The organism is Halomonas cupida, assembly GCF_900142755.1.
Taxonomy (GTDB): Bacteria; Pseudomonadota; Gammaproteobacteria; order Pseudomonadales; family Halomonadaceae; genus Halomonas; species Halomonas cupida.
In genome coordinates this window covers 414,449-435,989 of record NZ_FRCA01000003.1, presented here as the reverse complement: position 1 = coordinate 435,989, position 21,541 = coordinate 414,449, and the positions used below count along the sequence as shown (strand labels likewise).

Annotated in this window: 19 protein-coding genes; 11 read left to right on the top strand and 8 right to left on the bottom strand. The window is 60.0% G+C overall.

The features are described 5' to 3' along the window. Positions 1-3 precede the first annotated feature (3 nt). From BUE38_RS08340 to BUE38_RS22915, 6 genes are all read left to right on the top strand, one after another. On the top strand, positions 4-273 hold the full coding sequence (locus BUE38_RS08340) for an EscS/YscS/HrcS family type III secretion system export apparatus protein (RefSeq protein WP_073434566.1): 270 nt from the start codon (positions 4-6) through the stop codon (positions 271-273). Positions 274-284: 11 nt separating this feature from the next. Beyond that, positions 285-1,100 (top strand): type III secretion system export apparatus subunit SctT, encoded by an 816-nt coding sequence (gene sctT / locus BUE38_RS08335; protein ID WP_084541818.1) that lies wholly within the window; start codon positions 285-287, stop codon positions 1,098-1,100. A gap of 11 nt (positions 1,101-1,111) precedes the next feature. Continuing rightward, on the top strand, positions 1,112-2,161 hold the full coding sequence (locus BUE38_RS08330) for an EscU/YscU/HrcU family type III secretion system export apparatus switch protein (protein WP_073434564.1): 1,050 nt from the start codon (positions 1,112-1,114) through the stop codon (positions 2,159-2,161). Between the two features lie 371 nt (positions 2,162-2,532). Then, positions 2,533-3,246 (top strand): carbonic anhydrase, encoded by a 714-nt coding sequence (locus tag BUE38_RS08325; protein WP_073434561.1) that lies wholly within the window; start codon positions 2,533-2,535, stop codon positions 3,244-3,246. A gap of 51 nt (positions 3,247-3,297) precedes the next feature. Next, the gene (locus BUE38_RS08320) at positions 3,298-4,821 is read left to right on the top strand and encodes a SulP family inorganic anion transporter (protein WP_073434559.1); all 1,524 of its coding nucleotides are present in this window, start codon (positions 3,298-3,300) and stop codon (positions 4,819-4,821) included. A 41-nt stretch (positions 4,822-4,862) separates the two neighbouring features. Beyond that, positions 4,863-5,015, top strand: a complete 153-nt coding sequence (locus BUE38_RS22915; RefSeq protein ID WP_159438872.1) for a hypothetical protein — start codon at positions 4,863-4,865, stop codon at positions 5,013-5,015. Positions 5,016-5,097: 82 nt separating this feature from the next. Here the strand turns inward: BUE38_RS22915 and BUE38_RS08315 are convergent, their stop codons facing one another. Next, a complete protein-coding gene (locus BUE38_RS08315; RefSeq protein WP_234986827.1) occupies positions 5,098-5,943 on the bottom strand; it encodes an ion transporter in 846 nt (281 codons plus the stop codon). Between the two features lie 66 nt (positions 5,944-6,009). After that, positions 6,010-7,212 carry a 4-hydroxybenzoate 3-monooxygenase gene (gene pobA / locus BUE38_RS08310; protein WP_073434557.1) on the bottom strand — a complete coding sequence of 401 codons (1,203 nt, stop codon included), beginning with the start codon at positions 7,210-7,212 and terminating at the stop codon, positions 6,010-6,012. A 199-nt stretch (positions 7,213-7,411) separates the two neighbouring features. On the opposite strand from pobA, the gene BUE38_RS08305 reads away from it, so the two are divergent. Next, positions 7,412-8,347, top strand: coding sequence for a helix-turn-helix domain-containing protein (locus BUE38_RS08305; RefSeq protein WP_234986825.1), 936 nt, complete (start codon positions 7,412-7,414; stop codon positions 8,345-8,347). An 11-nt stretch (positions 8,348-8,358) separates the two neighbouring features. Here BUE38_RS08305 and BUE38_RS08300 read toward each other — a convergent pair whose 3' ends face one another. From BUE38_RS08300 to BUE38_RS08290, 3 genes are read right to left on the bottom strand one after another with little or no spacing between them, the layout of a single operon-like run. Beyond that, on the bottom strand, positions 8,359-9,648 hold the full coding sequence (locus tag BUE38_RS08300; protein ID WP_073434555.1) for a TRAP transporter large permease: 1,290 nt from the start codon (positions 9,646-9,648) through the stop codon (positions 8,359-8,361). Then, positions 9,638-10,165, bottom strand: coding sequence for a TRAP transporter small permease (locus BUE38_RS08295; protein WP_073434553.1), 528 nt, complete (start codon positions 10,163-10,165; stop codon positions 9,638-9,640). The genes BUE38_RS08300 and BUE38_RS08295 overlap by 11 nt, the downstream gene beginning before the upstream one ends. A gap of 5 nt (positions 10,166-10,170) precedes the next feature. Further along, entirely contained in the window at positions 10,171-11,199 is a 1,029-nt protein-coding gene (locus BUE38_RS08290; protein ID WP_073434551.1) for a TRAP transporter substrate-binding protein, read from the bottom strand. A 434-nt stretch (positions 11,200-11,633) separates the two neighbouring features. Here BUE38_RS08290 and BUE38_RS08285 point away from each other — a divergent pair, with 434 nt between their 5' ends. After that, the gene (locus BUE38_RS08285; protein WP_073434549.1) at positions 11,634-13,712 is read left to right on the top strand and encodes a TonB-dependent receptor family protein; all 2,079 of its coding nucleotides are present in this window, start codon (positions 11,634-11,636) and stop codon (positions 13,710-13,712) included. Positions 13,713-13,812: 100 nt separating this feature from the next. Here the strand turns inward: BUE38_RS08285 and BUE38_RS08280 are convergent, their stop codons facing one another. Further along, positions 13,813-15,144, bottom strand: coding sequence for an OmpP1/FadL family transporter (locus BUE38_RS08280; protein ID WP_307725390.1), 1,332 nt, complete (start codon positions 15,142-15,144; stop codon positions 13,813-13,815). 394 nt (positions 15,145-15,538) lie between these two features. Between BUE38_RS08280 and BUE38_RS08275 the strand changes: the two genes are divergently transcribed. The 3 genes from BUE38_RS08275 to BUE38_RS08265 all read left to right on the top strand — a co-directional run bounded on the left by BUE38_RS08275 (position 15,539) and on the right by BUE38_RS08265 (position 19,088). Beyond that, positions 15,539-15,970, top strand: a complete 432-nt coding sequence (locus tag BUE38_RS08275; protein WP_073434547.1) for a MerR family transcriptional regulator — start codon at positions 15,539-15,541, stop codon at positions 15,968-15,970. After that, positions 15,967-18,543: a heavy metal translocating P-type ATPase gene (locus BUE38_RS08270; RefSeq protein WP_073434546.1), complete on the top strand. Its 2,577-nt coding sequence runs from the start codon at positions 15,967-15,969 to the stop codon at positions 18,541-18,543. The genes BUE38_RS08275 and BUE38_RS08270 overlap by 4 nt, the downstream gene beginning before the upstream one ends. Before the next feature lie 128 nt (positions 18,544-18,671). Continuing rightward, positions 18,672-19,088, top strand: coding sequence for a VOC family protein (locus BUE38_RS08265; RefSeq protein WP_073434545.1), 417 nt, complete (start codon positions 18,672-18,674; stop codon positions 19,086-19,088). Positions 19,089-19,203: 115 nt separating this feature from the next. Here the strand turns inward: BUE38_RS08265 and BUE38_RS08260 are convergent, their stop codons facing one another. Then, positions 19,204-19,455, bottom strand: a complete 252-nt coding sequence (locus tag BUE38_RS08260) for a GlsB/YeaQ/YmgE family stress response membrane protein (protein WP_073434544.1) — start codon at positions 19,453-19,455, stop codon at positions 19,204-19,206. 203 nt (positions 19,456-19,658) lie between these two features. After that, positions 19,659-21,458, bottom strand: coding sequence for a single-stranded-DNA-specific exonuclease RecJ (gene recJ / locus BUE38_RS08255; protein WP_073434543.1), 1,800 nt, complete (start codon positions 21,456-21,458; stop codon positions 19,659-19,661). Positions 21,459-21,541: the final 83 nt, after the last annotated feature.

Genomic DNA, 21,541 nt, shown 5'->3' with positions numbered 1-21,541 from the left:
ATCATGTCCGAAGACATCTTCCAGTCACTGATGACCGATGCACTATGGACCGTGCTGCTGCTGTCGGCGCCAGCATTGCTGACGGCCATCCTGATCGGTTTCGGTATCGGGTTGTTGCAGGCCCTGACACAGATTCAGGACCAGTCACTGCCGCAGGCGGTCAAGGTCATCACCATCATGCTGGTGCTGATCTTTGCCGGCCCCCTGTTGGTTGGTCAATTACTCGGCCTGACGAACCAGATACTCGACAACTTTGCCGCCTGGTCACGGTAGGGAGCGTCTCCATGTTTCAGGATGAGCTGATGGGCGTTCTCCTTGACCAGATCTACCCGGTCATGGCGGCTCTTGCCATCAGCATGTCTCGAGCTCTGGGGGTCATCCTGATCACTCCGGCCTTCAATCGCCTGGGGCTGACCGGCCTGATCCGCTCGGCGGTTGCCTTGACCCTGGCGATACCGATGCTGCCAACGGTCCTCGCCCTTCTCCCCGAACTGGACATGAACGCCCCCACCCTCGCTGCGTTGTTGCTCAAGGAGCTGTTGGTGGGTGTCCTCATCGGCATGGTGTTCGGCATTCCATTCTGGGCCGCGGAAGTCGCCGGGGAAGTCGTCGACCTCCAACGGGCCTCAACCATGGGCCAGTTGCTCGATCCCATGGGCAGCACGGAGTCCGGCGTCACCAGCACTCTGCTGGTGATCATGCTGGTGGCCCTGTTCTTTGCCACAGGTGGCTTCAACATGCTGCTTGAAGGCTTCTACCGCAGCTATACCCTGTGGCCACTGGATACGTTCACTCCAAATCTGGAGACCCAGACAGCACTGGCGGTGCTCGGCTTCCTCGACCAGGTCATGCGCATCGGCATTCTGATGGTCTCTCCCCTGATCATCGCCATGCTGATCGCCGACCTGATGCTGGCCTACCTCGCACGCATGGCGCCGAACCTCAACATGTTCATTCTGTCACTACCGATCAAGAACCTGCTGTTCACCTTCCTGTTGGTGATCTACATCGTCTTTCTGGTGCCACTGATGTTCAACGAACTGGGCGCTCTGCCCAGCTACTACCAGCATTTCGAGTCGCTGATCGAAGCCACCCGTTAGAGGATCGCCGTATGGCCCAGCAGCCCAGTGAAGAAAAATCCCTCCCGCCATCGAAGAAGAAACTTCGCGACGCCCGCAAGAAAGGTCAGGTCGAAAAGAGCAACGATATGGTCTCGGCAGTCGTCATGCTCGGCTGCACGCTATATCTGGTGGTCAGCATGGATGGTATCGAAACCCGCGTGCGAGGCCTCATTACCCTGGTCACCCGGATGTACACCCAGCCCTTCGACACGCTGTGGCCACGGTTGATGGCCGCAGGACTGGAAGTTCTGGTGTGGTCCGTGCTGCCCCTGATTCTGATCACCGTGGTAGCCGCCATACTCACCAATATCCTCATCATGGGCGGCATGCTGTTCTCGGTGGATCCGATCAAGCCCAGGCTTGAGCACATCAATCCCGCGGAAGGTCTCAAGCGGATCTTCTCGGTGCGTGGCATCATCGAGTTCATCAAGTCGCTGCTCAAGATCGTGACCCTCGGCGTGGCCTTCGTCGTCGTCTGCAGGGTGGGCCTGCAGGCATTGATGGAGTCCTCGCGCTGCGGCTATGGCTGCCTCGAGGGCATCTTCATGACCTTGATGAAGCCACTGGTGATCACGGCTCTGGTGGTGTTCATGATCGTTGGTCTGCTGGACATACGAACCCAGCGCTGGTTGTTCCAACGAGACCAACGCATGACTCGCACCGAACACAAGCGTGAACGCAAGGACATGGAGGGTGATCCGGATATCCGCAGGGCACGTCAGCGGCAGCGCCGTGATATTCAGGCCTATTCATCACGCACCGGTGTGCAGCAGGCCTCGATCATGATTGGTGGCACCAGCGGCTGGTTGGTCGGCATTCGCTACGTCAAGGGTGAAACGCCAGTACCGACAGTGGTATGCAAGGCTTCCCCTCAGGAGTCTTCCAGCTTGATGCGCGAAGCCATCAAGCATGGCTTACCGGTCATCGAGGATCGCTCGCTGGCCGAGAAGGTCGGCAAGCGTGCCGGTAATGGAGAGCCGATTCCCGAGGACAGTTTCCAGCCGATAGCCGACATTCTGGTGGCCAGAGGGATGCTGTAACGCTAGATTCCTCGCCATCTCATCAACGGAATTTTCCCTGATACATCATCTTCCAGCACACTCTCCCCGGGCAAATAATCTCTTTCTGGAATATATTTATTCCTCAAACCCTATTTCCAACTTCCTACTATTCATCCGACTTTCCATACATGGATTTATGCACCATCATGGCGCAAGGTTCTTCCGTTTCAAACAGACGGCCGCATCACAAAGAAACTCAAAACCTCATTAAAGACAATTAAAAACAACACGATAAAACATATCAGAAAACACTCACTCAACATGAATGAAACATTAATTGCGATGAAAGGTTGTAGAAAGAAAACGTCTGCTACTGTGCCGAATCCACCATATCAGCAAGGAAGCAGAGCATGCGTGAACAGGAACCGATCTCTCATTGCCAGTCCCTGAGCAGCGACGAAGCACTGACCACCCTTATTCAGGGGTTGCAGAACTTTCGTCGTGACATCTATCCCCAGCAGCGGGAATTATTCAAACGCCTCGCCACGGCTCAACAACCGCGCATCATGTTCATCACCTGCGCCGACTCCCGTATCGTGCTGGAGTTGATTACCCAGAGCGAGCCCGGCTCGCTGTTTGTAACCCGCAACGTCGGCAATGTGGTGCCTCCCTATGGCCAGATGAACGGTGGGGTTTCCAGCGCCATCGAATATGCGGTGCTGAGTCTCGGTGTTGAACACATCATTGTCTGTGGCCATTCCGATTGCGGGGCCATGAAAGCCGTACTCAACCCGGCCAGTCAGGAAGGCATGCCCACGGTGAAAGCCTGGCTACGTCACACCGACGTTGCCCGAAGCGTGGTGGAAAGCCACTGCAACTGCGCAGCCGGCGAGACGCTGGACGTACTGACGGAAGAGAACGTCGTCGCCCAGCTCGACCATCTGCGCACCCACCCCTCCGTCGCCTCACGCCTGGCCAGTGGTCGGCTCAATATCCACGGTTGGGTCTATGACATCGAGAGTTGCGCCATCCGGGCCTATGACGCCAGCAAGCGCCGCTTTGTACCGCTGGATGGCAACAGCCTGCCATCCGCCAGTCCTCAGCCACGCTACGCCCAGGCCTGATACATCAACTCTCCCCGTCTTCCCTGACTCAACTGTTCTGGAAAAAACCTCATGACTGCTCTCCGCACACTACCACGCGATGGACTGGCCTCCGTTGTGGTGTTTCTGGTCGCACTCCCTCTGTGTATGGGTATCGCCATCGCCTCCGGCATGCCGCCCGCCAAGGGACTGATCACCGGCATCATCGGTGGCCTGGTGATCGGCTTCCTGTCCGGCTCCCCTCTGCAGGTCAGCGGACCTGCCGCCGGGCTGGCAGTGCTGGTGTTCGAATTGGTCAATAGCCACGGCATGGCCGCACTCGGGCCTGTGCTACTGCTGGCCGGTCTGATCCAGTTACTGGCAGGACTACTGCGCCTGGGTGGTTGGTTCCGAGTGACTGCCCCGGCTGTTGTTTCCGGCATGCTGGCGGGTATCGGTATTCTTATCGTGCTGTCGCAGCTGCATGTAATGGTCGACGCTTCGCCGTTGGCCTCCGGGCTGGACAACCTGCTGGCCTTTCCCGGTGCGCTGATCGATACCCTTAGTCTGGCCAACGGAAGCGCTGCTCTGGCCGCCGGCGCCATTGGCCTCGGCACCATCGCCTGTATGTGGTTGTGGGATCGCCATCGCCCGAAACGACTGCGCTTTCTGCCAGGCGCGCTGATCGGTGTAAGCCTGGCAACCCTGATCAGCAGTTGGCTGGCACTGCCGATCAAGCGCGTTGAATTACCCGCCAATCTCGGCGATGCCATCGACTGGATCGGCCCTCAGGACCTGGCCAGCCTGGCCAATCCCGAGTTGTTGGTCGCCGCGCTGGCCATGGCCTTCATCGCCAGTGCCGAAACGCTGCTGTCAGCAGCGGCGGTGGACCGGATGCATTCGGGACCACGCTCAAAGTTCAATCGCGAGCTTTCGGCGCAGGGGGTCGGCAATATGCTGTGTGGTGCTCTGGGCGCCCTACCGATGACCGGTGTCATCGTGCGCAGCTCGGCCAATGTGCAGGCCGGTGCCTGCAGCCGTGCCTCAACCATTCTGCATGGCCTCTGGTTGCTGGCTCTGGTCTCACTGCTGCCCTCCGTGCTGCAGAGCATTCCGATTGCCAGCCTCGGCGGCGTACTGGTCTATACCGGCTTCAAGCTGGTCGACCCCAGAGCCATGCGTAACCTGAGGCAGTACGGACGTGTTCCGCCCTTGATCTACATTGCCACGGCGTTGTGTATCGTGGTGACCGACCTGCTCACCGGAGTGCTGACCGGCTTTGCACTGACACTGCTGAAGCTGCTGTGGAGTGCCTCGAGACTGCGTATCAAGCTGATGCCCATCGAGTCCGGACATGCCGAACTGCACCTGCGTGGCGCTGCAACCTTTCTGCGGGTTCCGCAGTTATCCGCCACCCTCGCCGACATCGAGCCCGGCACTCATCTACGCATCTGTATGGACCGGCTCTCCTATATCGACCATGCCTGCATCGAATTGCTGGAGGACTGGGAGCGATCGGCTCGCCTCCAGGGGGGTAGCCTGACGATGGGACGACGCACTGCGCTGAAACAACGCGTCGAAGGCAGACGTAGAAGGGTGTTGGCCCAGACAGCCTGAGGCAGTTCGGTATTAACCCGGCATGCTTTCATGTTGGGTGAATGGCGGCACAGGGACGTGCCGCCGTCGGCCATCAGGCCGACGCGAGGCCGCACCACACCAGCAGATCCGTGCATCTGCGCCAGTGTGGTGCGGGCGAAAATCAAATCGATCAGGATGAGCTATTTGATTGCCATGTTAATAGTATCTTCTGAAAAACAGCAGCTCGGGCGATTAACTCGCCCGAGCTGCTGTCATTTCGGTCTCGGCATCTCCAGGTCCAGCATCAAGGCCTGGCTATTTCTCTCCTGGCACTCGTCCCGGTGCTTCATCCGGCTGTGTCGGCAGTGATTGAATACCATCACGCTGGACCAGCTCGGTACGCAAGGCAGCCACTTCCTCACGCAACGCCGTGATTTCCTGATGAAGCTCTCGCAGCATGCGGCGGTTGGCACGGTGCAGGCGCTCGCTTTCATCTTCCTGATCACCGACGAACAGCGAGCCGACATAAGCCGCAAAGCTACCGAACAGGCCGACCCCCGCCACCATCAGGCAAACGGCCACGACACGACCAAGCGTCGTGACGGGATAGTAGTCGCCATAGCCCACTGTGGTAACGGTCACGAAGGCCCACCAGAGCGCCTCCTCGGCGGTATCTATGCTGCTCTCCGGGTTGGGCCCTTCGACCATCAGAATGATCACCGAGCCGAAGATCAGCAGCATGACGGTGGACGAGGCGATCGACGCAAAGACCCCCTTGGCCTTGTTGCGGAACAGCAGTTCCCAGACCAGGTGCAGTGACTTGATCGTGCGCAGCATGCGAATGATCTGCACCGCTCGGATCAGGCGGCCGGCATACAGGTAGCCCACCGGGATACTGGCCAGCAGATCGATCCACCCCCAACGCATGAATCGCCACTTGTCAGGAGCAGCACGAAAACGCATCACGAAATCGGCGAAGAAGAAGCCACACACCACGAAGTCAATGCGGTGAAGCAGTCGATGTATCTCCGGAGGCAGGTCGTACAGCTCCTGGGCCGCCATGGCGCCCAGGACATAAAAGGACAGGATCAGAATCAGAATCTGGAAAGGATTTAGACGCTCGGACGGCATGGACTCGGCCAATCGGACTCTATGGAACACGGCCCTTGACCATACGCCAGTCCCCGACAGCTGCCTAGTTCCTCCTTCGGGTCACTCCCGATCAAGTCAAGATTCCAGCGATTCATAGGGCAGCCCAACATAGTTCTCGGCGAAGGTCGTCAGACCAGCCTCGGAACCTGCCAGGTAATCCAGCTCGGCGAGTTGCATGCGTGAGTCGAAATCATCGCCATCGCTGAAACGGTGCAGCATCGAGGTCATCCACCAGGAAAATCGCTCGGCCTTCCAGATCCGCCGCAGACAGGTCTGCGAGTAACGCGGGATCAGGTCGGTGCGTCCCTGGTGATAGACCTTGATCAATAGTCGATACAGGGTGTTGACGTCACTGGCTGCCAGATTCAGGCCCTTGGCTCCGGTGGGCGGAACGATGTGCGCGGCATCGCCGACCAGAAACAGCCGCCCGTACTGCATCGGCTCGACAACAGAACTGCGCAACGGAGCAATGCTCTTCTCCAATGCAGGTCCCGTCACCAGGCGATCCGCCACCTCCTCAGGCAGACGTCGCTTGAGCTCGGACCAGAATCGCTCATCCGACCAGTCCTCGACGCGCTCATCGAGCCCAACTTGAACGTAGTACCGGCTGCGTGTCGGCGAGCGCATGCTGCACAGGGCAAAGCCACGTTCACTGCGTGCATAGATCAGCTCTTCGGCGACCGGGGGCGTATCGCTGAGCAGGCCCAGCCAGCCAAATGGGTAGACACGTTCGAAGGTCTTGAGACGGTCCTCGGGAATCGAGCGGCGCGAGATGCCGTGATAGCCATCGCAGCCCGCGACATAATCACACTCGAGCCGATACTGCCGCCCAGCATGACTGAAGGTGACGCAAGGGCTATCGCTCTCGAGATCATGGGGCATGACATCCTCGCTCTCGTAGAAGCTCGGGGTCCCCAGTGCCTGGCGAGCCTCCATCAGGTCTCGAGTGACTTCCGTCTGGCCATAGACCATGACCGAACGCCCACCGGTATGGGCTGCCAGGTCGACGCGTATGCGGCGGTTATCGAATGCCAGTTCGACACCTGTGTGGGAGTGCCCCTCCTCGTCCATGCGATCACTGACTCCCGCTTCACGCAGCAGATCGACCATGCCCTGCTCCAGCACTCCGGCGCGGATGCGTCCCAGCACATGGTCAGCGCTGCGCCGCTCGAGAAGTACATTATCAATGCCCTGGCGGCTCAGTAGCTGGCCCAGCAGCAACCCCGAAGGTCCCGCGCCGATGATGGCAACCTGAGTCCTGAGTACAGTAACGGTCATGCGACTTCTCCCACGGCTCTTCCTGTCGAGATATTGCTCGCCAGGGGGCCTCGCCAACGACAGGTCGGTGACGAGCTGTTGTGTTATGGTCTTATTGTATTTTTCACCACAACGAACGCCGTCTTAAGGCACTATTCGATCCATAACTTGTACTTTCCATGGATCCAGCATCCACTTTGGTCGCATCCGGGAGACTCCTGTGCACAACCACTCCCCGCTGGGTGACATCCCGGTCTTCGCTCTCTACGGCGAAACCGCTCAATGGCCCACACCGGATCTGCTGCATTGCGAGTCGATCGCCGAACGCAGTCGACTACATGACTGGCATATCCGTGCACATCGTCATGCTGATCTGGTGCATCTACTGGTGTTGTATGAAGGAGAGGTGGAGCTGGAACTGGAGGGGTCGACTCGGCAGACCGAAGCACCGCTGGCCATCGTGGTTCCGCCGCTGTGCATTCACGGGTTTCGTTTCTCGCCAACGATTCAAGGCCACATCCTGACGCTGGCCGCTCCACTGGTCGACCACCTGGCGAAGGTATTGCCGGAAGCCTCGAGAACCTGGCGGCGGGCCAGTGTCCAACCCCTTCCCTCAGGGGGGGCCAGTCAGCGTCTGATAGAGCTGGTCAGGCATATCGATGGTGAATACCGCCGCCCTGCCTCAGGGCGCGACGCCCTGCTCGGCGCACTGATCCAGGCCTTGACCATCGAGGCATCACGACTGGCCATCGGCTCGAGTGACAATGGCTCAAGTGACAATGGCTCAAGTGACAATGGCAACAGCGCCACTCCCCATCAGCGTTCACGACACCACCTGCGTCGCTTCGAGGCACTGGTCGAGGAGAGCTTCCGCCACCAACCCAACATCGAGGAACTGGCGGCACAGCTGGAGCTGAGCAGCGCCCACCTCAACAGCATCTGTCGGCAGCAGGCGGGTACCAGCGCTCTGGCACTGTTGCACCAGCGCCTGCTTCTCGAGGCCAGACGGGAATTGACCTACACCAACCTGACCATCGCCCAGGTCTCCGATGGCCTGGGGTTTTCCGACCCGGCCTACTTTACCCGCTTCTTCAAGCGCCTGACCGGGGTATCTCCCAGCAACTTCCGCAAACGCCAACAACGGTCACCGGGCTGAGCAACACTGGATCAGATCAGAAACCAGGTCGTCAGCACCGGGAAGGCCAGCAGCAGGACCAGACGCACAAGGTCGGAAGCAATGAAGGGCGCGACACCACGGAAGATCTCCCCCAGCCCCACGTGAGGCGCCATGGCCTTGATCACGAACACGTTCATACCCACAGGTGGCGTGATCAGCCCCAGCTCCACGGTCAGCACGGTGACGATGCCGAACCATACCGGGTCGATGCCCAATGACTGGATGATCGGGAACACCACCGGCACCGTAATCACCAGCATGGCGATGGAGTCCATGAACATGCCGAGCAGGAAGTACATGACCAGGATGCACAGCACCACCACAAAGGGCGACAGCTCAAGGCCATAGAGCAGGTCACTGATCGAGAACGATATCCGCGACACCGAGATGAAGTAACCCAGGGTCTCGGCACCGACCAGCATGAAGAACACCACGCTGGACAGCGCCAGGGTCTCCTGTACCGCCGCCCACAGCCCATTGCCACGCATCCCCTTGACCAGGGCGTAGACCAGTGTGGCAAAGGCCCCGACACTGGCCCCTTCGGTGGGTGTGAAAACACCGAAATAGATGCCGAGGATCATGATCAGGAATACCGCCAGAAAGGGGACAAGCCCGCCCAGCGACGCCAGCTTGGCACGCCATGCGGTGGACTCTCCGGCCACTGCCAGTTCAGGCTTGAGGCGCATCACCACACTGACGGTCAGCGCGTAGAGCACCAACCCCAGCAGTCCGGGAATCAACCCGGCCATGAACATGTCACCCACCGACTGCTCGGTGAGAATGGCGTAGATCAGCAGGGCAATACTCGGCGGGATCATGATGCCGAGAGTCCCTCCCGCTGCCAGGGCACCGGTTGCCAGACCGCGGTGGTAGCCATGCCGCTCCATCTCCGGCAACGCCACTCGCGTCATGGTACTGGCCGTGGCCAGTGAGGAACCGGAGATCGCCGAGAAGATGCCGCAGGAGCCAATGGCCGCAATCGCCAGGCCTCCCTTCCAGCCACCGCAGATCACTCGCGCCGACTCGAACAGCTTTCCCGCCATACCGGAATGTGCCGCCAGCACGCCCATCAGGATGAACATCGGCACCGCACTGAAACTGTAGTTGGTCAGTACCTCGACCGGGACCGACTTGAGCATCGATACCGCCGCGCCCCAGCCGATGATCTGCGAGAAGCCCCCCACGCCCACCAGCAGCATGGCCAGTGCTACCGGCACACGGATTACCATCAGCACCAGCAGCGACGCCAGGCCAATGGCGCCTATCATTTCAGTCGCCATCAGCGGTCTCCGACGGTTGCGCCCAGCAAGCCCCAAGTAGTGCATGCAGCAGGCTGCGCAACCCCAACAGGGCGCTGAGTACCGCAGCAATGGCATAGATGGGACTCAACGGCAGTCGCAGGTCCTGAGTCACTTCACCATGGCCAGCCGCACTGGTCGCCGCAGCCAGGAGCCCCACACAAAGCACCCCGCCCAACACCGCAAACCCCAACAGATAGAGCCCATGCAGACGGGAAGTGAGTGAGTCGGGCAGCGCATGGGTAAAGGCCTCGACCACCACCTGACTGCGCTCGACGTTGGCAGCCATCGCCGCAAGCAGAGCAAACAGCATCAGATAGCTGACCAGTTCGACACTCCCCACCACTCGGACGGATATGGCACCTTCCGTCAGCCGATGCAGATAGCGAGTCGCCACATCGCCGATGGTCACCACCAGCATCGCCACCAGCGCCACGCCTGCGATCAGACGCCCCAGCCATGCCAGCCATAGACTGGCTCTCTCGATCCCTTCGCGCATGATGGCTACTCGACGACCGTGCAGCTTTCACGTGCGGCCAGCGCCGCCTCGTAGACATCCCGGGCCTGCTCCAGACCACGCTCTTCGAGCCCGGTCAGGTAGTCATCGATACCCTTCTGCAGAGGGGCCGACCACTCATCGTCATTGAGCGGGTCCTCGACAACGCGAATGGTGTGTCCCGCGTCGACTGCCTCCTGGCGGCCTACCTGATCAATGGAATGGAAGACTCCGCCAGCCTGCTCGGCCCAACGCATGCCGGAGTTGGCCTCGATGACAGCCTGCTGCTCCGGGCTCAGGCCCTCCCAGGCACGCTGATTCATGGTGGCGACGAAGATCAGCGAGTAGAACGGTACCTGGGTGTGGTACTCCACCAGCTCATTGATCCGGAACCCCTTCATGCCCTCCCATGGGAAGCTCAGCCCATCGATCACCCCACGCTGCATCGAGGTATAGATATCCGGCGCCGGCATGCCCACCGGATTTGCGCCCATGTTGTCGAGAATGTCGCCGGCCACGGCCGTCGGGCGGCGAATACGCAGGCCCTCGAGGTCAGCCGGCGTCTGCACATCAGTATCCACGGTATGGATGTAACCGGGACCGGTGGTGAACATGAACAACACATGGGTATCGTCATACTCACCATTCAACTGACCATCGTCGTAGAGCGTCTGGAGAATGCAGGCACCTTGCCGGGCATCATCGGCGACACCAGGCAGCTCGACGATCTGCGACAGAGGAAAGCGTCCCGCCGTGTAGCCCTGAGCCGTGGCGCCGATGTCGGCAATACCGTTCACCGTGGCCTCGTAGATGTCGTCGGCCTTGGCCAGGGTGCCGGACGGAAACAGCTGCACACGCAACTCACCTCCGGAGTCCTCCTCGATCTCCTTCGCCCACTCCTCGAAGATCTGCGTATTGATGCCGGAAGCCCCCGGCCAGAAGTGCGCCATGCGCAGCGTAGTGGCAGCCTCGGCACCAGTGGTCGTCAAGCCGACAAGGGACACCGCCAGCAGGCAGCTCGCGAGTTGCGTTTTCATCGGGAATCCTCCAGCCATTATCGTTATGTTCCATTTCTGGACAGCTCGAACCTGGACAGCTCAGTGCCTCTACAAATCAGTACCAGGATAGGCCATCGACCTGATAGCTATGCCGAATATCCAAGTTCGCATAGTGAACAATCGTACGCATCCATTGCAGCAAAGTACCCCATCGCCAGACACGGCAAAAAGCGACTTTGGTCCAGGCCATGCCCACAGCGCACCAGGTTAGTGTCCGTCATAGCGTTGAGCGTGCTTATTGATAGCGTTGAGCGTGTTCATTGATAGTGCTGAGCGTGCTCATTATTTGCAACTAAAGTAGTATCCTGCTCACACCTTATCTAGAATGCCGGGCCTGCAACATCCAGATGCCCAGCGAGCCTGCTCAATACCACATCTTGAAGTGGATCCCGAAACTCGGACCAGGGAAAGTCATGATACGCCCCGCCCCTCTACTCAGCGCTCCCGCTCTACTGCTGGTGATTCATCCGGCACTCGGCCAGTCAACCGAGACAGCATCGGTCAGCCCGCCCGTCGAGCTGGAACCGATCACCGTAGAAGCCACTCGCCTGACACGCGAGCTCTATACCACGCCGGTTGCCGTGTCGGTCGTGGACCAGTCGCTTATCACCCCGGGGCAGCAACGCATCCGCCTCGACGAAGCTCTCTCCACGGTGCCGGGTGTCTTCATCAACAACCGCGACAACCAGGCCCAGGGCGCACGGGTGTCGATTCGCGGTTTCGGCTCCCGGGCACAGTTCGGTGTACGCGGCATCACCCTGGTGGTGGATGGCATTCCCTATACCCTGCCCGATGGTCAGGCCCAGTTGGACGCCATCGACCTCGACAGCGCCGAGCGTATCGAGGTGATTCGCGGCCCCGCCGCGGTGCAGTACGGCAATGCAGCAGGGGGAGTGATCTCGGTCACCACCGCCGATGGCCGAGGTGAAGGACCCAGCACCACTCACCTTCATGCGGGTGTCGGCAGCGATGGCTATCGCAAGGTGGCGGTGCAGAACGGCGGCGAGAACGGCGACTGGTCCCACCATATCAGTGCCTCCAGTTGGCAGATCGATGGCTACCGGGATCACAGTGAAGCCCGCAAGACACAACTCAATGCCCATCTGAGGCGTCAGTTGGACGACGACCGCGCCCTCAGTGCCACCCTCAACCTGCTCGACAACCCCAAGGCCGAGGATCCGGGTGGTCTGACGCTGGAGCAGGTCAAGGAGGACCGTCGTCAGGCGGGCGCCTTTACCGAGGAGTACGACACCGGCCAGAGTGTCGACCAGCAGGTGTTCGGCCTGCAATACGAGGACCTCGGCTTCGGCCCCGGCGAGCTCTATCTCAGAGGATTTGTCAGCTGGCGCGACTTCGAACAACAACTGCCCTATCCCGGTGACAGCCTGATCGACTACCAACGCAACTACTACGGCGGCAGTGCTGAATATCGCCAGCAGCTATCAGTCGCAGGCCGACCGCTCGATGTCCTGCTGGGGGTTGATGCGGCACGTCAGAAGGATGACCGTCATCGCCAGGAAATCGCCTTCAGCGGCGAGAACCTTGGCGAGGTGGCTGATGAAACCCAGATCGGTGAATCCGTTGGCGTCTTCGCCCAGGGCGATCTCGCGCTGACGGATGCCTGGAACCTGTCACTCGGTGCCCGCTACGACCACATCAGCCTCGAGGTCGAAGACGACTACCTCGACGATGGTGACCAGAGCGGCAAACGCAATTTCGATGAGTTCAACGGCAGTCTGGGCGTCAGCTACCGCTACCATCCCCTTCATCAGCTGTATGCCAACACCGGCACGGCCTTCGAGACTCCCACCTTCTCCGAGTTCGCCAATCCGAACGGCAGCGGCGGCTTCAACCCGGATATCGAACCGCAAAAGGCCTGGAGCCGAGAGCTGGGGGCTCGAGGCACCCTCGACTGGGGGATCGACTATGATGTTGCCCTGTTCTCCGTCGATGTCGAGGACGAGTTGGTGCCCTACGAGGGCGACAGTGGCCGCACCTTCTACACCAACGCCGGAGATACCTCACGCGATGGTGTGGAACTTGCGCTGGGCTGGCAGGCACTGGATAGCCTGCGACTGGATACCGCTCTGACCCTGGCGCGCTATCGCTTCGACAAGGTGAGAGGAAACGATGATCTTGACGACAATCGCCTGCCCGGGTTGCCGGAAACCACCTGGGTCAACGAACTGACCTGGTTCGGCGACGGTGAAGGCCTGGAGCGGCCCTTCGCCAGCCTTGAAACCCAATATATCGGCGACATGGTGGCCGACAACGCCAACCAGGTCGACGTCGACAGCTACTGGCTGGTCAACCTGCGCGCCGGCAACGGCTGGAAAATGGGTACGAACAGCGTACTGGCAGGCTATGTGGGCATCCGCAACCTGTTCGACGAAGAGTACTACTCCAACGTACGGATCAACGCCAACAACGCCCGCTACTTCGAGCCCGCGCCGGATCGGGCGTTCTATGCCGGTGTTGAACTGGAGTTTTGATGGCACTGCCTGATAACCACCCAGTCCTGTCTCATGGAAACAACAACGGCGCCCCAGGTGGGCGCCGTTGTCACGTGGCAGATACTACTGACAGTAACGATCAGAAGCGATAGGTCACCTGAGCACCGAAACCATGAGCGGAGTTGTCGTAGTCCGCCTCATAGATACCGCGTTCCGGATCTTCCTCGGACAGGCTGGCGGTGTCTTCATCCAGGTAGGTGTAGGCCACATCCACTGTCAGGTTCTGTACTGGCGTCCAGCCGGCACCGACGGAATAGATCATGCGGTCACCGGACGGCACGCGGACGGTGCGATGCTCGTCACTGATCGGTGATTCATCATAGGCCACACCACTACGGAACACCCACTGGTCATTCAGCTGATAGCTGGCACCCAGGGCATACTGCATGCTGTTCTCGTAGTTCTGTTCCTCGACAATTTCCCTGACATCATTCTCGACGACCAGCTTGTCGAAGCTACCCCATTGCACCAGGCTCACACCGCCCATCAGAGTCCACTGATCGTCGAGCTCGTGGGTCACCGAAAGGTCCCAGGTCGCCGGCAGGCTAATGCCCAGGTTGGCATCACTCTTGGCTGAAGCTGCACCAACCGGAACGATCGGACCAAGTATCGGATGGTTGACCGGATCACCCTGTCCCCGCACATTCTCGAAATTGGCATCGCCTTCGAGGTCATAATCCACCTCGGAGTGATAGGCCAGACCGAAGGTAGTGCTCTGCCAGGGCTTGTACATCATACCCCAGGTAAAGCCCCAGGCTTCATCATCACCCTCGACAACAACTCGACCGTCTCCTTCAACTCCGGTCGGAGTAAAGGCGCCGGTAGAGTCGTAATAACCTACCGGGCCGCCCGGTGTACGCGCACCCAGCTTGCCTTCGATACGGTTATAGGTCACACCGAAACCGGCGGAGAACTGCTCGCTGAATTTCACCGAGATGGTCGGTTGAATCGTGGCGACCTTGACGTCGCTGTAGTCACCGAAATAACGGCCCTGGAAGTCATTGTCATAGTCGGTTACCAGACCGAACGGAGCATAGACGCCCAGGCCGAAATGCAGGTTGTCATTGATCGGTTGCACATAGTAGGCAAAGGGAATTGCCTTGTCCGGCACCATATCACCATCGTTGGTGCCGGCTGCACTGCCGGAGGCATTACTGATATCCGAGCTCGGCATCAGATAGGTCGTACCGCCGGTCACCTGGGCGCCGCTCAGGAAGGACATGCCCGCCGGGTTGCCATAGACGATGGAAGCGTCATTGACCGTCGAGGCACGCCCCGCAAAGGAGGTCCCCTGAGCACTGACACTCTGCTCATTGAGCTGGAAAGCGCCTGCCATGGCCTGACCGGAAACGGTAGCGGCAGCAACAGCGGCCGCGAGAGTCAAAGGTTTGAACTTGTTATGCATCATCATCTCGGCATCCTGTAATCAGCAAGCTAGCCAGTCATTATGGTTGGTCAACCCTTATGCGCTGAAAACACTGCAATATTGATGCTGGTACCAGGAGCATTTTCCAACGCAAGGACTTGATCGCAGTGTTTGCGATAGTTCCGAAAAGTTCAAGGCCAAACGTTCGTTTGAATAGCGAATCGGCTCATACTTTGGTCACAGAGTAATAATGAATTCTTATATTTCAATGAGTTGATTTTTCCGCTCGAAAACAGTTCTGTGCCGATTCCAGCGCTTGACCATTGTGTTACACAAAGGTTTTACACTAGCAGCAGATCGAAACCCCATGCCCTGATGATCGAGCACAACTGCTGCCAACGGCGGCCCGCCCGTCATGGGTTCAAACGCAGGAGTTCAAATGAAAGTCAGCGAACTGGCCCGAGCGGCCGAAGTCACCGCCGAGACGGTACGCCACTACACCCGTGAGGGGTTACTGGCTCCGGAACGTGATCCCGACAATGGCTATCACATCTATTCCGCCCGAGATCTAGAGAGGCTGGACTTCATCCAGCGCGCCCGTCATCTAGGCTTCAGCCTCGGTGAGATCGGCGAGATCCTCGATCATGCCGACCACGGAGACTCTCCCTGCCCCATGGTCCGTGATCTGCTCGCCGCACGTCTGCCCCAGATTCGTCAGCGCATCCGTGAGCTGGAGGAGCTGGCTTCACGCATGGAACAAGCCATGGAGTCCTGGCAGGAGATGCCGGATGGTGTCCCGGACGGGCATAGCCTGTGTCGCTTGATCGAGAGTGTCCCTACCAACGAGGCCCATGCCGAGGAGGATGCATGAACGCACAACAGCCACTGACTCGGTATATCCCGGCCATGACCTGCCAGGGATGCGTCAAGCGCATGCGTGAAGCGATCCAGCAACACGACGGTGAAGCCCGGGTGGAAGGCGAACCCTCGACCCAGCGCCTGTCTGTGGAATCCCGTCTGGTGGCGGATGAGGTAGATGAGATTCTGCGCGCGGCAGGCTATCCCGGCGAAACCACTTCCGCCGATGCCTGCGATATCACCACCCCCGAGGACCAGCTCCCGGCCAATGCGGATGCCGAGGACACCCCCTCTAACCAGGCCGACAATCTGCCTTCCCAACGGCTGGCCATTCAGGGCATGACCTGCGCCAGTTGTGTGGCGAGCGTGCAGAAGGCTCTGCGCCAGGTACCAGGCGTGGTGGATGCCGAGGTCAATTTCGCTTCCAACACCGCCCGGGTACGTGGCGAGGCAACCAGCGATGCACTGATTTCGGCAGTGGAAGGGGTTGGTTACGGCGCAGAGCCGATTGTCGATCTGCGCGAGGCCGAGCGCCGTCGTGCTGAATCCAGTCGCCGTGAATATCGGCGTAAGCTGAAAGGCAGCCTGATAGCGCTGACTCTAGCCGTTCCGTTAATGGTGATGATGTTTATCCACCACCCGCAACCAGTGGGTATAGCTCGCCTTGGATGGGGGCTGGTGGGGCTGGCGACTCTTGCGATCCTGCTTGGCCCGGGTCGCCATTTCTTCGTCAATGCCTGGAAGGCCGGGCGGCATCGCCAGGCCAATATGGATACCCTGATTGCCATCGGTACCGGCAGTGCCTGGCTGTACTCCATGGTGGTGGTGCTGGCCGCGCCCTGGCTACCGGAAGCCGCACGTGGCCTGTATTTCGAGGCAGCCGCGATGATCATCGGCCTGGTATTGCTGGGCAACGCGTTGGAGCTGCGCGCCCGCGGCCGCACTTCGGACGCTCTGCATCGCCTGCTCGACCTGCAGAGCAGTACGGCACGCGTGGTGCGCGATGGCCGCGAGCAGGACGTGGCCATCGATGAGGTACAGAGTGGCGACCTGATCCGCGTACGGCCCGGCGAGCGACTGCCGGTGGACGGCGAAGTGGTCGAAGGCCAGAGCTATATTGATGAGTCGATGCTCACCGGTGAGCCGCTGGCTGTCTCTCGGGAACCCGGTGACGATGTCAGTGCCGGTACCGTCAATGGACGTGGCTCGCTACTGTATCGCGCCACACGTGTCGGGGCCGACACTCGCCTGGGGCGCATCACCGAGCAGGTTGCCAATGCCCAGGGCTCGAAACCGCCAATCGGCAACATGGCCGACCGCATCTCCTCGGTCTTCGTACCCAGCGTGATGATCATCGCCGTCCTCACCGCTCTGGCCTGGTTCCACTTCGGCCCGGAGCCGCGAGTCATCCATATGCTGGTCACGGCAACCACCGTACTGATCATCGCCTGCCCCTGTGCGCTGGGTCTGGCAACACCGCTGTCGACCATGATCGGTGTCGGCAAGGCCGCCGAACATGGCGTGTTGATCCGCTCCGGTGACGCCCTGCAGACCGCCAGCCACCTGACCACTCTGGTGGTCGACAAGACCGGCACGGTGACCGAGGGCAAGCCACAGGTCAACGATCAACGACTGCTCGGCGAGAACACCTCGGATCTGCTGAATCTGACGCATGCCCTCGAAAGCCGTTCCGAACATCCGCTGGCCATTGCACTGACTCAGCATATCGAGAGTCAGCTGGGTGACGATCTGAGTGCGGTGGAGATCACCGACTTCACTAGTGTCACCGGGCGTGGAGTACGTGCCCGGGATGCCCAGGGCCGAGAACTGGCAATCGGCAACGCCGCACTGCTTGAGGATATCGGCGCCAGTCTTGATGCACTGGGCGATGAACGCGAGAGTTGGACAAGCCAGGCACGTACGGTGGTCTACCTTGCCGTCGACGGTCAACTGGCGGCGAGTTTTGCCATCGAGGACCCGCTGCGCCACGACAGCATCGAAGCCATTGCTCGTCTGCGCCGGGATGGACTCAAGGTGGTCATGCTCACCGGTGACAACACAGCCACCGCCAACGCCATCGCCAGCCAGGCCGGTATCGATGAAGTGCGTGCCGAGCTGACTCCTGAGGACAAGCATGCCGAGATCGAACGTCTGCAGCGTCAGGGGGAGGTCGTCGGCATGGTCGGCGATGGGATCAATGATGCCCCTGCACTGGCTCAGGCCGATGTCGGCTTCGCCATGGGCCAGGGCACAGATGTGGCCATCGAGAGCGCTGGAGTCACACTGATGCGCTCTTCGCTGCACGGCATCGTCGACGCTATCGAGATCAGCCGCGCCACCCTCGGCAACATAAAGCAGAACCTGTGGGGCGCTCTGGGCTACAACACCCTGTGTATTCCCATCGCGGCGGGGGTGCTCTACCCACTGACAGGCACCCTGCTGTCGCCGGTAATCGCCGGAGCGGCCATGTCACTGTCTTCGATCACCGTGGTCAGCAACGCCAACCGGCTGAGACTGTTCAAGGTATCGCAGTCGCCAACATCAACCTCGTCGAAAATCTCATCAACAGGGGAGGCCAACGCATGAGCATTCTGGTGACTCTAGTGGGTTTTGCCCTGATCGGGCTGATCATCTGGTGGTTCTGGATGGGCTGAGCCGCCTGTCCCCGTCATGCAAGGCTATGCTGGAAGTATATCGGTGCAGGGAGTCCGACAATGCCACATCTCAATGCTGTCCTCGAAACCGCCCTCTACGTCCGGGACATGGCCCGAGCTCGGGCCTTCTTCGAGGAAGTACTGGAGCTGAGACCATCGACGGCGGATCACCGAATGACGGCCTACGCTGTCGGCCCCAGCGTGCTGCTGCTGTTCATGGAGGGGGGAACGCTGTCGACCGTACAGCTTCCCGACAACCGCGGCAGCATTCCACCACATGATGGCAAGGGTCCGGTGCACATGGCCTTTGCCATCGACCGCGACAGCCTGGGGGAATGGGAGCGCAGGCTGGATGCCCATGGTGTGAAGATCGAGGGACGTACCCACTGGTCGAAAGGTGGAGAAAGCCTGTATCTGCGTGACCCGGATGGCCATCTATTGGAGCTGGCCACTCCCGGCATCTGGCCCAACTATTGACACTCCAGCCGAGTCGATCAGGATCGAGTGGAGCAAGCCCGCATCAACCTGACTCGACAACGGGCAGCGTAGGCTGCCCGTTGTGGTTCCCGCCATTATCGTCAAGGAGTGGCGCTCAACCCTTGACCTTGCGGTAGATGAACAGCAGCACCAGTGCACCGATCACCGCAGTAATGATACTGCCGATACTGATTCCGGAGACCGGGCCACCGATACCCACCAGTGAGCCGAGGAAACCGCCGACAAAGGCACCCGCGATACCGATCAGGATGGTGATGATGAAACCGCCCGGATCCTTGCCCGGCATGATCCACTTGGCCAGGATACCGGCAATAAGCCCCAGAATAATCCACGAGAAAATGCCCATACTTCTTCCTCCTTGATGTCGCATTGATCAGCAGTTGACTGACTGTCCCGTATCACATTAGCACATCATATGGCGCCGTTTCGTATGAAAACAGTGATGGAGGCAGTGGGCAAATTCCTGGTCCGCATCTGCCTGCATTTGCACATTCGGGCATGGAGCACTTCCTCCGAGCCGCTACAGCATGCCTTTTCTGGCTTGCTGCCCTACCCCACCACCTCGGCATATTCGATCATCAGTTGCAGGGATTCGCGGCCACGATAGCGGTTGCGATTGAGCTTGTAGGCACATTGCAGCTGGTGGCCCTCGCTGAAGGGCGGAATATCGCCGGGTTTGATGGCACGGAACCAGATGGCTTTCCAGCTCTGCCGCTGCAGCGACAGCTCCATCATCAGATGGCTACCATCGCCGACCGGACGTACGCGCTCGACCAGAAACTGCCCGGCAAACAGCGGAGCATCGAACTCGCGTCCGTAGGGGCCCAGGCTGTCGATTTCGTCGAGGGTGGCGAGTTGCAGTTGATGGCCATTGAGTTCTCCGTCGGTGTACAACCTCGGAACCAGTTCCACTCCTGCCAGTTGTTCACCGGCGGCCTGGATCAGTGCCCGACGAAACTCTTCCAGCCGCTCCCGAGGCACCCCCACCCCAGCAGCGCCGCGATGACCGCCGAAGCGTGGCAACGCGTCCGGGGCCAGTTCATACGCACGCTGCAACGCGTCACGCAGGTGCAGCGCCTCGATCGAGCGCCCGGAACCGGTGAGCATTCCGGCCTCCGCGGCCGGCGTCAGAACCACCGTAGGTCGGCCATAGGACTGCACCAGACGCGAAGCCACGATGCCCTGTACACCGGGGTGGCCATCTTCGAGAAAGACGATGATCACCGGATCGTTGGCTTCCAGCGACTGACCAGCCAACAGCCTGGCCTGTTCGGCCATGTCGGCCTCGATCGCCTTGCGAGACTGATTGTCATCGTCCAGCACCTGAAGATGACGCTGGGCAACAGCGTCATCGGCGGCCAACATGAAGTGCAGTGCCGCATAGGGATCATCGAGACGCGAGCGCGCATTGATGCGCGGCCCCATCTGGAAGCCGAGGGTCTCGGCATTGAAGGGCACACTGTCCTCGCCCAGTCGCTCGGCCATGGCACGCCAGCAGGGCTCGTTCATCCGGTTGATCAGGCTCAAACCATGTCGAACCACGGCACGATTGATGGCGCTGCCGCCCAGCGATACACAGTCCGCCACCGTCCCCAGCGCCACATAGGACAGCCAGGCCGAGAGTTTGGGCACCGAAGACGGTAGCACGCCCATTTCGATCAGAGTGCTGCGACTCAGCGACATGAGCAGCCAAGCTACCATACAGCCGGCGATAGTGGCATCGGGATAGCCGCAGTCACTGCGAGTGGGATTGACGGTAGCGTAGGCCGACGGAGGAGGCCCCTCAACCGGTAGTGCATGGTGGTCACTGACCACCACATCAATCCCGGCTTCGCGCAATCGAGCAATACGAGGCTCGTCGGAGGAGCCGCAGTCGGCAGTAATCACCAGGCTAGGGCGTGGCGACAGCTTCAGGGCCCGCTCGACCAACGGCAGACTGATACCATAACCATCGTGAATACGGTGACCAATCAAGCTATGCAGTCGCTGCTCCGGCACGCCGAACAACTCATTCAGCGTGCGACGGATGACCACGTGAGAAGTGATGCCATCAACATCGTAGTCGGTGAGGATACCGATGTGCTCGCCTTCCGCCACCGCCTGCGCGATACGTTCGGCAGCACGCGGGCCATCGGCCAGCAATCCGGGGTGGGCCAGGTGTTTCAGTGCAGGATCGACCAGCGCCGATACCTCCCCCTCATACTGCGCCAGGCGTCCGGCCAGGATCCGTGCCTGAAGTTCCGACAGCCCAGCAGCCAGGCCGCGCTGGTACAGCGCTTGATCAATGGAACGGGAAACAATCAGCGGGCGTGGCGATGCCACACTACCGACATCCGGCACAGATGACATAGGGGTCTCTTTGAAGATAAGCCACGAGCAACGAGGTGCGAGCCTCGAGCTGTCCAAAACAGGATTGTCGGGACAGTGTCGAT

Bases quoted from the DNA above. Each gene is read 5' to 3' on its own strand.
- BUE38_RS08340 (WP_073434566.1), top strand. From the start codon at position 4: ATGTCCGAAGACATCTTCCAGTCACTGATGACCGATGCACTATGGACC.
- sctT (WP_084541818.1), top strand. From the start codon at position 285: ATGTTTCAGGATGAGCTGATGGGCGTTCTCCTTGACCAGATCTACCCG.
- BUE38_RS08330 (WP_073434564.1), top strand. From the start codon at position 1,112: ATGGCCCAGCAGCCCAGTGAAGAAAAATCCCTCCCGCCATCGAAGAAG.
- BUE38_RS08325 (WP_073434561.1), top strand. From the start codon at position 2,533: ATGCGTGAACAGGAACCGATCTCTCATTGCCAGTCCCTGAGCAGCGAC.
- BUE38_RS08320 (WP_073434559.1), top strand. From the start codon at position 3,298: ATGACTGCTCTCCGCACACTACCACGCGATGGACTGGCCTCCGTTGTG.
- BUE38_RS22915 (WP_159438872.1), top strand. From the start codon at position 4,863: ATGGCGGCACAGGGACGTGCCGCCGTCGGCCATCAGGCCGACGCGAGG.
- pobA (WP_073434557.1), bottom strand. From the start codon at position 7,212: ATGACCGTTACTGTACTCAGGACTCAGGTTGCCATCATCGGCGCGGGA.
- BUE38_RS08300 (WP_073434555.1), bottom strand. From the start codon at position 9,648: ATGGCGACTGAAATGATAGGCGCCATTGGCCTGGCGTCGCTGCTGGTG.
- BUE38_RS08295 (WP_073434553.1), bottom strand. From the start codon at position 10,165: ATGCGCGAAGGGATCGAGAGAGCCAGTCTATGGCTGGCATGGCTGGGG.
- BUE38_RS08290 (WP_073434551.1), bottom strand. From the start codon at position 11,199: ATGAAAACGCAACTCGCGAGCTGCCTGCTGGCGGTGTCCCTTGTCGGC.
- BUE38_RS08285 (WP_073434549.1), top strand. From the start codon at position 11,634: ATGATACGCCCCGCCCCTCTACTCAGCGCTCCCGCTCTACTGCTGGTG.
- BUE38_RS08280 (WP_307725390.1), bottom strand. From the start codon at position 15,144: ATGATGATGCATAACAAGTTCAAACCTTTGACTCTCGCGGCCGCTGTT.
- BUE38_RS08275 (WP_073434547.1), top strand. From the start codon at position 15,539: ATGAAAGTCAGCGAACTGGCCCGAGCGGCCGAAGTCACCGCCGAGACG.
- BUE38_RS08270 (WP_073434546.1), top strand. From the start codon at position 15,967: ATGAACGCACAACAGCCACTGACTCGGTATATCCCGGCCATGACCTGC.
- BUE38_RS08265 (WP_073434545.1), top strand. From the start codon at position 18,672: ATGCCACATCTCAATGCTGTCCTCGAAACCGCCCTCTACGTCCGGGAC.
- BUE38_RS08260 (WP_073434544.1), bottom strand. From the start codon at position 19,455: ATGGGCATTTTCTCGTGGATTATTCTGGGGCTTATTGCCGGTATCCTG.
- recJ (WP_073434543.1), bottom strand. From the start codon at position 21,458: ATGTCATCTGTGCCGGATGTCGGTAGTGTGGCATCGCCACGCCCGCTG.